The organism is Moraxella pluranimalium, assembly GCF_002014825.1.
Classification (GTDB): domain Bacteria; phylum Pseudomonadota; class Gammaproteobacteria; order Pseudomonadales; family Moraxellaceae; genus Moraxella; species Moraxella pluranimalium.
Window position 1 is genome coordinate 1 of record NZ_MUYU01000001.1, and the last position, 13,454, is coordinate 13,454.

The 13,454-nt window shown below is 45.3% G+C and carries 12 protein-coding genes; 7 read left to right on the forward strand and 5 right to left on the reverse strand.

All coding sequences use genetic code 11. The features are described from left to right. Positions 1-136: 136 nt before the first annotated feature. Entirely contained in the window at positions 137-946 is an 810-nt protein-coding gene (gene pssA, locus B0680_RS00005; protein WP_078253006.1) for a CDP-diacylglycerol--serine O-phosphatidyltransferase, read from the reverse strand. Between the two features lie 42 nt (positions 947-988). Further along, on the reverse strand, positions 989-1,876 hold the full coding sequence (locus B0680_RS00010; protein WP_078253037.1) for a 23S rRNA (adenine(2030)-N(6))-methyltransferase RlmJ: 888 nt from the start codon (positions 1,874-1,876) through the stop codon (positions 989-991). Positions 1,877-1,975: 99 nt separating this feature from the next. On the opposite strand from B0680_RS00010, the gene B0680_RS00015 reads away from it, so the two are divergent. After that, positions 1,976-2,605 carry a 2OG-Fe(II) oxygenase gene (locus B0680_RS00015; RefSeq protein ID WP_078253007.1) on the forward strand — a complete coding sequence of 210 codons (630 nt, stop codon included), beginning with the start codon at positions 1,976-1,978 and terminating at the stop codon, positions 2,603-2,605. A 74-nt stretch (positions 2,606-2,679) separates the two neighbouring features. Further along, positions 2,680-3,864 carry a succinyl-diaminopimelate desuccinylase gene (dapE, locus tag B0680_RS00020; protein ID WP_078253008.1) on the forward strand — a complete coding sequence of 395 codons (1,185 nt, stop codon included), beginning with the start codon at positions 2,680-2,682 and terminating at the stop codon, positions 3,862-3,864. 83 nt (positions 3,865-3,947) lie between these two features. Here the strand turns inward: dapE and B0680_RS00025 are convergent, their stop codons facing one another. Then, positions 3,948-4,949: an extracellular solute-binding protein gene (locus B0680_RS00025; protein ID WP_078253009.1), complete on the reverse strand. Its 1,002-nt coding sequence runs from the start codon at positions 4,947-4,949 to the stop codon at positions 3,948-3,950. 235 nt (positions 4,950-5,184) lie between these two features. Here B0680_RS00025 and B0680_RS00030 point away from each other — a divergent pair, with 235 nt between their 5' ends. From B0680_RS00030 to B0680_RS00045, 4 genes are all read left to right on the forward strand, one after another. Further along, on the forward strand, positions 5,185-6,792 hold the full coding sequence (locus B0680_RS00030; RefSeq protein WP_078253010.1) for an ABC transporter permease: 1,608 nt from the start codon (positions 5,185-5,187) through the stop codon (positions 6,790-6,792). A gap of 32 nt (positions 6,793-6,824) precedes the next feature. Continuing rightward, on the forward strand, positions 6,825-7,853 hold the full coding sequence (locus B0680_RS00035) for an ABC transporter ATP-binding protein (RefSeq protein WP_078253011.1): 1,029 nt from the start codon (positions 6,825-6,827) through the stop codon (positions 7,851-7,853). Positions 7,854-7,960: 107 nt separating this feature from the next. Continuing rightward, complete coding sequence (locus B0680_RS00040; protein WP_078253012.1) at positions 7,961-8,506, forward strand: helix-turn-helix domain-containing protein; 546 nt, start codon at positions 7,961-7,963, stop codon at positions 8,504-8,506. After that, positions 8,506-9,402 (forward strand): IS3 family transposase, encoded by an 897-nt coding sequence (locus B0680_RS00045; RefSeq protein ID WP_078253013.1) that lies wholly within the window; start codon positions 8,506-8,508, stop codon positions 9,400-9,402. Before B0680_RS00040 ends, B0680_RS00045 begins: the two co-directional genes overlap by 1 nt. A 73-nt stretch (positions 9,403-9,475) precedes the next feature. Here B0680_RS00045 and iscX read toward each other — a convergent pair whose 3' ends face one another. Continuing rightward, positions 9,476-9,673, reverse strand: coding sequence for a Fe-S cluster assembly protein IscX (iscX, locus tag B0680_RS00050; protein WP_078253014.1), 198 nt, complete (start codon positions 9,671-9,673; stop codon positions 9,476-9,478). A gap of 138 nt (positions 9,674-9,811) precedes the next feature. Further along, entirely contained in the window at positions 9,812-10,894 is a 1,083-nt protein-coding gene (locus B0680_RS00055; protein ID WP_078253015.1) for a zinc-dependent alcohol dehydrogenase family protein, read from the reverse strand. 358 nt (positions 10,895-11,252) lie between these two features. On the opposite strand from B0680_RS00055, the gene katG reads away from it, so the two are divergent. After that, complete coding sequence (katG, locus tag B0680_RS00060) at positions 11,253-13,418, forward strand: catalase/peroxidase HPI (protein ID WP_078253016.1); 2,166 nt, start codon at positions 11,253-11,255, stop codon at positions 13,416-13,418. Positions 13,419-13,454: the final 36 nt, after the last annotated feature.

The following is a 13,454-nucleotide window of genomic DNA, read 5'->3' on the forward strand; positions in this document are numbered from 1 at the left end:
TTTTTATGTCAAGCTTTTTTATTCATTTTGATTGCTGATGATTTCTAAATTGAAACCGTATGTCGCAATCAATACGGGCTATTATACGCTAAAAATTTTTAGCGTCAAGCAATTTTTTGAAAAATTTTCGAAATTTTTAGAATTTATTACGCAAAGTGCCGACAATACCCGATAACGCATAGGTGACACCAATAGCAAGCAGCCCCACTGGGATGTCGTATAATAGTACACCAAAGATCAAAACCGCTATTAATAGCACCACAAATGGCACTTTTTGCTTGTCAAATTCTTTGAATGAGTAATATTTGACATTGCTGACCATCAATAGACCGCAGGCAATCACCCAAAACGCAAAGAACCAAGTCAGCTCGGTGCTCATGCCATTGGTGAAATCGGCATAATTCAGGCTCACCAAAACCGTACAAGCAATGAGTAGTGCTGCTAATGGACTGGCTAGACCAATGAAATATTTTTTGTCCACGACGCCGATTTGGACATTAAAGCGAGCCAAGCGAAACGCAGCGCACGCTGCATACACGAACGCACACGCCATGCCAAATCTACCCCATGACTGCAAGGCAAAGCTATAAACCAGCACTGCAGGCGCAAGTCCAAAAGCAATACAGTCTGCCAATGAGTCGTACTGCTCACCAAAAGGACTTTGGGCGTTCAGTAGGCGTGCTGCACGGCCATCCATCCCATCCAAAAATGCTGAGACAAAAATCGCCAAGCTTGCTTTGATAAACTCGCCATTAGTACTGGATAAAATCGAATAAAAGCCTGCAAATAATGACAGCGTGGTAATCAAGTTCGGCACAAGATACACGCCTTTGCTCATCACTTTTTTGCCATCGTTGTGTTCTGGTTCGATGACTTCAAAGGTGATGCCGTCATGGTCGCATTCAGGATGAATATCTTGGTTGTCTGGCTTTTTGATGTCTGTCATAGCTTGCCTTTATGAATGTCTAAAAACGAAAATCGACTTGGCTTATTCACCAACCAGCCACTTGACCACCGCCATCTCGCCAAGCGACATCTGTGGGGCATCGGCAGGCTTTAGAATCGGTGCTAAAAATTCCAAAATCTCTTGGGCGGCATCGGCAAATTGCCACGGCGGATTGATGATAAATAGCCCTGTGCCATTTAAGCCGACTGCGACATCATTTGGGTAGAGATTAAGCTCACAGACAAGCTGTTTTTTGATGCCGGTGCGTTTCATTTTTTTATAAAATAATTCAGTGGCGTCGATATTTTTGATCGGATACCACAGCACAAAAGTACCATTGCCAAATTTCTTGTAGCTTGCCACAAGCAAATCCACCAAACGGCTAAAATCCTTGTGCTCTTGTTCAAATGGCGGATCAAGCAAAATCACGCCACGACGCTCTTTGGGCGGCACGACCGCAGGTACACCTTCAAAGGCATCACGATGATGGATGCCGATGGGTAATTGATACAGCTGATAATTGAGCGCATCATATTCATCAGCAATCGCTTCAAAGGCTTCACAGCGCAGTGGTGCATCGGCTGAATGATACTCACTATGATGTGCAATCCACCACGGCGAACCCGGATAGACAAACTGGTCGTATTTATTACGGGCAAATGCCAAATCATCCAAATATTGCGCCACCGCCTTTGGCAAGTGATTCACGCCTGCTTCGACGGCTTTTTCTAGGGCAATAATACCCCGTTCGGCTTCTTTGGTTTTTTGGGTTTCGGTGCTTGCCAATGAATACAAACCACGACCACCATAAGCATCTAGTACATAATATGGCTTGGCTTTGGCAGAAAATTGCGCCAATAACTGTAATAATAAAATATGCTTGGCAACATCGGCAAAGTTACCCGCATGATAGGCGTGTTTGTAATTCATAGTGTCTCGATTGATTTTTTGATAACAAATTTGTCTGTGATATGGTAGCATAGACAGCGTTTTTTGGCGAATTGTTTTTTTGGCACTCATAGGATTGGCATGACTGCGATGATTGATAGCACAACCATCACGACGACTTTTGATACAGATTGGGCGACACGGCTCGATGCGATGCTGGATGATTTTTTGCACACGGGGGTGATGGTGGTTGATGACTGCTTTGGCGCTGATGCGGTGCGTGCATTACAGACTGAGAGCGGCTATATCGACTATAAAGATGCGCATCTGACACACGGTGAGCGTGAAGTGAGCATTCGTGGCGACCGTATTCGCTGGATTGATGATGCCTGCCCTGTTGGACTGCGTTATTTGGCAAGCATTGAATCGCTTGGGCGATATTTCAATGCGGTGTTTTATGCAGGGATTCGTCGCTGTGAAGCGCATTATGCCTGTTATCCATCAGGGTTTGGTTATCAATGGCACAAGGACAATCCTGCCGGTCGTGATGAGCGGGTCATCTCGGCAGTATATTATCTCAATGATGACTGGACAGATAGTGATGGTGGGGCAATTCTCGTCGTGGATAAACTTGGTAATGAACAAAAGCTGCTGCCCAAAGCCAATCGCCTTGTGCTGTTTGATAGTGACCTGTTGCACCAAGTCAATATCACGCACCGTACACGCTTTTCGATTGCTACTTGGATGCGTCGTGATGATGATGTATTATAAGTCATCTACTTTATCAATTTATTATTAATTTATATTTAAATTATATCAAATACCAATCAACTTTAGGAAATATCATGAGCCACTCTCCAGAACTTGCCCTATCCATTGAACTAATCCAACAAGCATCCATCACCCCTGATGACAAGGACTGCCAAGACATTCTCATTCGCCATCTTGATAAGCTTGGCTTTGAGTGCGAGCTCATGTACTTTGGCAACAAAAACGATAACGGCAAAAATGCCGAAGTCAAAAACCTATGGGCCATCAAGCATGGGACGGACAAGGACGCACCTGTGCTGTGCTTTGCCGGTCATACCGATGTCGTGCCAACGGGCGATGAGTCGGCATGGACTTATCCGCCATTTTCGGCAACCATCGCTGATGGTAAGCTATGGGGGCGTGGCGCATCGGATATGAAAACTGGCGTGGCAAGCTTTGTGGTGGCGTGTCAGCAGTTCATCAACAAGCACCCTGAGCACAAAGGCAGTATCGCCCTACTCATCACCAGTGACGAAGAAGGCGTGGCGATTAATGGCACGGTCAAAGTCGTCGAAACGCTCGCCGCTCGTGGGCAAAAGATGGATTATTGCCTTGTCGGTGAACCATCTAGCACCGATAAGCTGGGCGATGTCATCAAAAATGGTCGCCGCGGCTCGCTCAATGCCAAACTTACAGTCACTGGCAAACAAGGTCATATCGCCTATCCGCATCTGGCTATCAATCCCATTCATGCCGTCGCTCCCGCACTCGCTGAACTGACCGCCACACACTGGGATGATGGCAATGACTATTTCCCTGCCACATCGATGCAAATCTCCAACATCAACTCGGGTACAGGTGCGACCAATGTCATCGGCGGCACTTGCACGGTGCTATTTAATTTCCGCTATTGCACCGAAAACACCGCAGATAGTCTGATGGCAAAGACACATGAGATTTTTGATCGGCACTTTGCGGATAGTGATGCCACTTATCATATTGACTGGACGCTCTCAGGCGTGCCATTTTTGACCGAAAAAGGTGAATTTGTCAGTGCCTGTGTTGATGCCATCAAGGCGGTGACAGGGGTGGATACCCAGCTGTCCACATCAGGCGGTACATCCGATGGTCGATTTATTGCGCCGATCATGAATGCCCAAGTGGTTGAACTTGGTGTCAAAAATGCCACCATCCACCAAGTCGATGAACATATCGACATCAAGGAGATTGAGCAGCTGACCCAAGTTTATGAAGCGATTTTGGATCGCTTGGTGGTATGAGTTGACCAAATAATCTTGGGATAAAAACAAGCCATGCAATCGCTGCATGGCTTGTTTTTTTGGTGATTTGATTAATTAATCAATCACTTATAGCCTGCTTTTTTCATCAGCATGATGGCTTTTTGTTGGTTTTGACCTGCAACAGAGACATTGATCATGTCACGCTTGAAGCTGCTTGGCAACCAACGAGCCATATTGCCAGTCACGCTGATGCGTGGGTTGGCTGGGTATTCAAAGTTGTTTTGGGCGTATAGGCTTTGAGCTTCAGAGCCACTTAGCCATTCGATGAATTTTTGGGCTTCAGCAGCATTATCACTGTGCTTGACCACGCCTGCGCCTGAGACATTGACATGCGTGCCTTTGCCTTTTTGGTCAGCGAAGAATACTTTGACATTGTTAGCAACGCTTGGTTTTTGGTTCAGTAGGCGGCCATAATAATAGGTGTTGGCGATACCCACATCACAGCGACCTGCATCGATGGCTTCTAGCAGTGCGGTGTCATTTGAAAACGGTGCTGCTGCCAAGTTATTCACCCAGCCTTTGACCACTTGCTCAGTTTTGGCTTGGCCATTATGCGCAATCATGGTTGCAACCAAAGATTGGTTATAGACGTTGTTTGAGGTGCGTAGGCATAGCTTGCCTTTCCACTTAGCATTTGCCAAATCAGCATAGCTAGACAGCTCGCTTGCGTTGACTTTCTTTGGATTATAAAAAATCGTGCGAGCACGCACAGACAAACCAAACCACTGATTTTGTGGGTCACGCAGGTTTGATGGGATATTTGATTTTAGTACTGATGAGTTGATTGGGCGAAGTAGGCCTGCTTGAGCGGCTTGCCATAGGTTGCCACCATCAACAGTGATGAATACGTCCGCCTTAGTATTTTTACCTTCGGCTTTGAGCTTTTCCATCAATGGGCCTGCTTTATCGCTCACCAATGTCACTTTGGTGCCTGTTTTCTTTTGATAAGCCTGAGTCAATGGCTTAAGTAGTTCATCTGCACGAGCAGAATACACAACCAGTTCGCTAGCAAATGCTGGTGCAGTCATTGCCAATGCCAAAGATGCAACAAGTAATTTTTTCATAATCAATCCTTTAACAAGTGTGTCTTTCGACCTAGGAGCACAAAACCAAATGGATTTGCAGAAAATTTGCAATTTTTGTAAACAAAACATTGCCATATTTAGCACTTATATAATAAAATATTTTCAGCATTTAAACAAGAAGAATTATCATTATCGATTTTTATACGCTTCTCGATAACGATAACCAACTTTTTGGCATTGTTGATTTGTCATCACCTGCCTTGTATCTGACATCATTATTATGAATTCATCATCCCTTATTTCTCGTCTATGGCTACTGATTTGTGCCTGCTTGGTGATTATCCCACTTGGGGTGATTGTGTCATCATTGGGCAGTTTTAATGCTGAGATTTGGCAGTTTTTGCTTGAATACGAATTGCCTTTATTATTGAAAAATACGTTATTGCTCGTCATCGGGGTCGGTATCGGCGTGACCATACTTGGTACGACTACTGCTTGGCTGACTGCGATGCATCGATTTCCGCTGCAGCGGTTTTTTGCTTGGGCGATGATGCTGCCTTTGGCGGTACCTGCTTATGTGCTTGCTTTTGTGCAGCTTGGGATTTTTGATTATACAGGTGGAATTAGCACTTATTTAAGAGATAGTCTAGGATTTGAAAACGGCTTGCCTGATGTGCGAAACGGCTTTGGTCTGACCATCGTGATGAGTCTGACGCTATATCCTTATGTCTATCTACTTGCCAAAAATGCCTTTGGTAGCATGGGCGTGCGTGCCTTGGAAGCTGGGGCATCGATGGGGCTATCTGCACCCAAAGCCTTTGTCAAGCTTGCCTTGCCGATGGCTCGTCCGTGGATTGCAGGCGGTATGATACTTGCTTTGATGGAAGTTCTGGCTGACTTTGGGGCGGTGAGTGTCTTTGGTTATGATACTTTTACCACCGCCATTTATCAGGCGTGGTTTGGGTTTTTTTCGATTGATACCGCTAAGCAGTTGGCAAGTCTGCTCATTAGCTTGGTGTTTATTTTTTTGCTACTTGAGCAGTTGAGCCGTGGTCGTCGCCGTTTTGAGACGACAGGTCGTGCTAGCCATCATCGCCCGATTGTCCTGCATGGCTACAAAAAATGGCTTGCCACCGCTTACTGCGCCACCATCTTGTGCCTTGCTTTTGCTCTACCTGTCCTACAGCTTATCTTGTGGGCGATGGATGTTTGGCAAGATACCATCTTTGCTGAGCTTATCACCCAAATTTGGCATTCGGTCAGTGTCAGCCTGATGGCATCGGTGCTTGTCGCTGTGGTGGCGTTATTTATCGCCATCAGCACACGCACTGACCACAGTAAATTTGCTACCGCCACCGCCAAAATCTCAACGCTTGGCTACGCCATCCCCGGCTCAGTGCTCGCTGTCGGCGTGTTCGTGCCTGTGGCATGGCTGGATAATTGGCTGATTGCAACTGTTGATGGCTTGAGCGATACCGATGCCATCTTTAAAGGGACGCTTGGGGTGATGCTGATTGCACTACTCATCCGATTTTTGGCACTCGGGGTGCAGTCGGTGGATGCCGGCATGAAGCGTATCAAGTCTGCACACATCGAAGCGGCGGCATCGCTTGGGGTGACGCCACTGGCTACCGTGCGTCGTGTGTATCTGCCACTCATCAAAGGCTCGCTCGGTGTGGCGATGCTGATGGTCTTTGTCGATACGATGAAAGAGATGCCGATTACTCTGATGATGCGTCCGTTTGACTGGGATACTTTATCGGTGCGGATTTATTCATTCACCAGTGAAGGTCTGTATGACAAGGCGTCATTGCCTGCGCTTGCCATCATCATTGCAGGACTTATCCCTGTGATTTTGTTCGCCAAAATGGACCAAAAATAACACCACAAGATATTGATATTATTGAGAAAATTATGCTAAGCATCCATCAGTTATCCATCAGCTTTGACAACAAAACCATCCTAAGCGATATCAGCTTTGAACTACAAAAAGGACAAATCGCCTGCCTACTCGGCGCATCAGGCTGTGGCAAGACCACGCTACTACGCTGTATCGCAGGCTTTGAGACACCGAATACAGGTCGTATCGTGCTTGATAATCAAGCCCTGTTTGACGGTAAAGGGGGTACGCCTGCGCATCGTCGTCATATCGGTATGGTATTCCAAGATTATGCACTGTTTCCGCATTTGACGGTGGCGGATAATATCGCCTTTGGCTTATCGGCACTGGATAAATCAGCGCAGGCAGCACGAGTGGATGAGATGCTAAGTCTGATTGATATGCAAAGCTACAAAAACAGCTACCCGCACGAGCTATCAGGCGGTCAGCAGCAACGAGTGGCATTGGTGCGTGCGCTTGCACCCCGTCCAAGCTTGGTACTCTTAGATGAGCCGTTTTCAAACCTAGATGTCGAGCTACGCACCAGCCTATCCAAAGAAGTCCGCCGTCTGCTCAACTCCCAAAATGTCAGCGCCATCTTGGTCACGCACGACCAAGCCGAAGCCTTTGCAATGGCGGATGTGGTCGGCCTGCTTGCCGATGGTAAGCTACAACAATGGGATACACCAACCGCCCTGTATCACACGCCTGCCACCGAGATTGTCGCCCGCTTTATCGGTGAAGGGGTGCTTGTCGATATCCAAAACGGTGGCGAGCACGGCTTTGATAGTGTCTTTGGGCATATCACCCTAGCTGTGCCACCCCACGCCACCAAAGCACTCATCCGCCCACATGATGTCAAGCCCTACAAGGCAGAGCGTGATACGCACGCCATCGATGTCGTGGTCAGCGACCGAGATTTTCGTGGGGGTAATTGGCTCTATACGCTGACCACACAGTCAGGGCAGACGCTACTGATGCAGACATCAATGGCCGCCAATCACGACAGCCACCAAATCGGCGATAGCCTGACTGTCGCTATCAGGCGGGTAAGCACCTTATAATGCTGACAATCCCCATTAACAATTCTTATCAATAGCCCATATAACAAAACCGTTCATGGCAGGACTGAACCGCACCCCAAAAGTTAGACAACCTTTGGGGTGTTTTTATGACCAAATACACAATGGACTTTAAACTTGAAGTCATTAATCATTATCACAATGGACTTAGTTGCAATCAGATAGCCAACCTGTTTGGTATAGAAAGTTCTATCATCCAAAGCTGGGTGAGACTCTACCAAACTCATGGTATTGATGGCATTCGCCCAAGAACAAGCAAAGCCAGTTATTCACCAGCATTTAAACACACAGCAGTATTACAACTACTTGCTGGTCAATCCATACGCACTTTGGCGATTGAATTAAACATCAGCAATCATGGTTTACTGTGTCAATGGTTAAAAGCTTATCAAACTCATGGTATCATGGGACTTACTCCCAAACCTAAAGGCAGAAGACCTATGAGCAAATCAACCAATAAATCAGATAAAGCAGCCAAAGCAAGCAAAGTCGCCAAGACAGATAAAATACTAACCAATGAACACGCTGAGTTACTCAGACGTATTCAATATCTAGAAGCTGAGAATGCTTACCTAAAAAAGCTCGATGCCTTAATTCGTCAAAAACACAACGCATCATCACCCAAGAAAAAGTGATGATTGTGCAAGAATTAAGGCAAACCTATCTGATTGATGATTTGCTTAACGTGTCACACTTACCAAGAAGTACTTTTTACTATCATCTAAAACAATTAAGCAGACCTGAGCAAGACACTGTTATCAAAGATAAAATCCAAAACATCTACCACACCCACAAAGGCAGATATGGCTATCGGCGTATTACCCTAGCACTAAAGCAGTTAGGCTTTGTTATCAATCATAAAAAAGTACAACGGCTAATGCACGAGCTTGGGCTTAAAGCAGTAATTCGTCGTAAAAGAAGCAAACACAGCACTTACCGTGGACAAGTAGGCAAAATCGCTACCAATGTCTTAAATCGTGATTTTAAAGCAGACAAGCCCAATCATAAATGGGCAACGGATGTCACTGAGTTTAAAATACAAAGCAAAACCCATGATGGTGGTATCAAAGAGCAAAAGCTGTATTTATCACCCATCATTGATTTGTATAATGGAGAGATCATTAGCCATCAGATGCATAGTAGTCCAAATTATGGCTTGGTGGCTAAGATGCTTGATAAAGCACTAAAGCGACTGCAAGCAGATGGTAATAGCGATAACCAGCAACCCATCTTGCATTCTGACCAAGGCTGGCATTATCAAATGAGCAATTACCAACAAAGCTTAAAAGACAATGGCATTATCCAAAGTATGTCAAGAAAAGGTAATTGCTTGGATAATGCAGTGGTAGAGAGTTTCTTTGGGACATTAAAAGAGGAGATATTTTATGAGAAAACTAAATTTGCTTCACCAGATGAGCTTAGACAAGTGATTGATGAATACATTCATTACTACAATCATGATAGAATAAAGAGCAAATTAAAAGGACTGAGTCCTGTACAATACAGAACTCAGTCCTTGACGAAACCTTGACCGTTAATCTTAGTGTCTAAGAATTGGGGGTCGGTTCAGACCAAGAACGGTTTTATTTTTTTAAATCAACTTATCACAGCTCATCAAGCCATGCCATCTGAATGGCTTCTAGGATACGCTCATTGGATTTGTTCGGGTCATCGCTAAAGCCGTCTAGCTCACAGACATAGCGGTGCAAGTCGGTAAAGCGAATATACTGCACATCTTCATCAGGGTATTTTTCTGCCAACGCAATAGCGATATCTAGGGTGTCGTGCCAAGTTAGGGTCATGGGGTTCTCCATCAAGAATATGAGTTTTAGTTTAGCATAAATTTGTCCGAACGGTTCATTTTAGCAGTGATTTTCTTAAAAAAACAAACCGCCATCATAGACAGCGGTTCGGTGATTTGTCTTGACCAAAGGTACAGATTATTCAAACTCAATAATCACTTTCATTGCCTTAGTCTCGGCAGCGTGCTTGAATACATCATAAGCTTTTTCGATGTCATCAAATTTGAAATGATGTGTCGCAAGCTTCTCAATCGGCAGTTTGCTACATTCGCACGCCTTGAGCAGCATTCCTGTGGTATTAGCATTGACAAGCCCTGTGGTGATTTTTAGGTTTTTAATCCACAGCTTTTCAAGCTCAAAATTCACTGACGTGCCGTGTACGCCGACGTTGGCGATATTACCGCCTTCTTTGACGATTTTTTGGCAGATATCCCAAGTCGCTGGCATACCCACCGCTTCCATCGCACAGTCCACGCCACGACCGCCTGTGATTTCTAGCACTTTGGCGACAGCGTCTTCATGGCTTGGGTTGATGGTGTGGGTTGCACCAAGCTCTTTTGCCATCGCTAGGCGGTTGTCATCCATATCAATCATGATGATGGTTGATGGCGAATACAGCTGACCGGTCAACAGACAGCCCATACCCACAGGGCCTGCACCGACGATAGCAACCGTATCCCCTGGCTTGACATCGCCATACTGCACGCCAATTTCATGTCCTGTAGGCAGCGCATCTGATAAGAATACCGCCACGTCAGTATTTAGGTCTTTTGGCAAATGGTACAACGACGTATCTGCAAATGGCGTACGCACATATTCTGCCTGCGTGCCATCAATCATATAGCCCATAATCCAGCCGCCACCTTGACGGCAATGGGCATAAAGTTGCTTTTGGCAGTTTTCGCATGAACCACAACGAGAGACACAAGAGATGATGACTTCGTCGCCTTTTTTGAAATTCTTGACAGCTGAGCCGACTTCTTCGACGATACCCACGCCTTCGTGTCCTAGGATACGCCCTGTCCATTCGCCCGTGATTTGGATGGCGGTATGTTCGATTTCAGGATTTTTGCCTTTCCAAATACCCAAATCCGTCCCGCAAATGGTCGTCTTGGTCATACGGATAATGGCATCGGTCGGCTGTAGAATGATAGGCTTGCTACGCTCTTCAAAACGAATGTCATTTTTGCCATAATAGGTCATGGCTTTCATTGTGGCCATAACAAATCTCCTTGTAGTCTGTTAATCGATTGACAAATTCCCTAACGATTATTAATTATACGCATATTGTTATAGTTTTGCAAAGCTTTTTCATTGAAAAATCAATAAAATAATAGCAAATACACCATAACATTATTCAAAAAATACATGATTATTTTTTAACCAATTTTATCAGATAACGCCATTTTTTGATTAAAAAAACCAAACCAAAGCATAAAATTAATCTATTTTATCTATTGATACAATCGCTTTATAATTGGATACATCAAAATACTGTTGTACATTTTTTAACATGGTAAGATGGCTATATCGGTGCAGTGACCACCGATTACCAACTTTTACTCACAAGGAGCATCTCATGACCACATCAATCACAGGCTGTCCAGTCCACGGCAGTAACACTACTGAGGGACAAACCCCACTTGCATGGTGGCCAAAAACCTTAAACTTAGACATCTTGCACCAACACGACAAAAAAGTAAATCCACTTGGTGAAGACTTCAACTATGCCGAAGAAGTCAAAAAATTAAATGTTGAAGAACTAAAACAAGACATTCGCAACCTTTTGCGTGATAGCCAAGATTGGTGGCCTGCAGACTATGGCTATTATGGCGGTTTGATGGCTCGTATGGCATGGCACGCAGCAGGTTCTTACCGTGCCCAAGATGGTCGTGGTGGTGGCAACACAGGCAATCAACGCTTTGCCCCATTAAACAGCTGGCCTGACAATGCCAACCTTGATAAAGCACGTCGTTTATTGTACCCAATCAAACAAAAATACGGCAATCGCTTATCTTGGGCAGATTTAATTATCCTAGCAGGTACAATGGGTTATGAAGCAGCAGGATTAAAAACATTTGGCTTTGGCTTTGGTCGTGAAGATATTTGGCACCCTGAAAAAGATGTCTATTGGGGTAGCGAAAAAGAATGGCTGGCTAAATCAGGTGGCGAAGGCACACGCTGGACAGAGAGTCGTGAACTTGAAAATCCACTTTCAGCAGTAATGATGGGCTTGATTTATGTCAATCCTGAAGGTGTAGATGGCAATCCCGACCCAATCAAAACTGCACAAGATATGCGTATCACCTTCTCACGCATGGGTATGAATGATGAAGAAACCGTTGCCTTGACCGCTGGTGGTCATACCATCGGTAAGGCACATGGCAACGGCGATGCGTCTAAAGTTGGTGCAGAGCCTGAAGCGGCTGACATTGCTGAGCAAGGCTTGGGCTGGAGCTACGAAAAACCTAGCATGATTACATCAGGCATTGAAGGAGCTTGGACAACCAATCCAACTCGTTGGGACAATGAATTTTTCAAACTTCTATTTAAATACGATGATAAATGGGCATTGACCAAATCACCTGCAGGCGCTCACCAATGGGAGCCATCAGAGATGGACATTGAGGATATGCCTGTCGATGCCTTTGACCCAAGCCAAAAACGCAAAATCATGATGACTGATGCGGATATGGCACTACTTCGTGATCCAGAATATCGCAAAATTTCTGAAAAATTCTTAAATGACCAAGCAGCCTTTGATGATGCCTTTGCTCGTGCATGGTTTAAACTGACACACCGTGATATGGGGCCAAAAAGCCGTTATCTAGGGCCAGATGTGCCAAGCGAAGATTTAATTTGGCAAGACCCAATCCCTGCGGTGGATTACACCTTAAGCGATGCTGAAATTGCCGAATTAAAAGCAAAAATCTTGGCGACTGGGTTAAGCATTGCTGAACTTGTGGCAACTGCTTGGGATTCAGCACGCACCTTCCGTCAATCAGACTATCGTGGTGGTGCAAATGGTGCACGCATTCGCCTTGCTCCACAAAAAGACTGGATTGGCAATGAACCAGAACGCTTGGCAAAAGTTTTAGCTGTCTATGAAACACTACAAGCAAGCCTTGACAAAAAGGTAAGCATTGCAGATTTAATCGTGCTTGGTGGTACAGCGGCAGTTGAACAAGCAGCCAAAGATGCAGGTGTAGAAATCGTCGTGCCATTCTTGGCAGGTCGTGGCGATGCAACCCTTGAGCAAACAGATGTAGAGAGCTTTGAATTTCTACGCCCTGTGCACGATGGTTTCCGCAATTTCCAAGAAGCACATTATGCCCCACAACCAGAAGAGCTACTGCTTGACCGTGCTCAACTGATGGGCTTGACCGCACCTGAAATGACTGTCCTAATCGGCGGTATGCGTGTACTAGGCGCAAACCATGGCGGTAGTCAGCATGGCGTATTCACCGACCGTGTCGGCGTGCTAAGCACCGACTTCTTCCGTAACCTTGTGGATATGAACAACACTTGGCAGCCAACTGGACGCAATAGCTACAACATCTGCGACCGCAAAACAGGTGATGTCAAATGGACAGCAACCCGTGTGGACTTGGTGTTTGGTTCAAACTCAATTTTGCGTGCGTACGCTGAAGTCTATGCCCAAGATGATGCAAAAGAAAAGTTTGTCAAAGACTTTGTGAATGCATGGGTGAAAGTGATGAATGCAGATCGTTTTGATGTGAAATAATCAAAACTGAATAAGCAAAAAAAATGGCACAGCTTT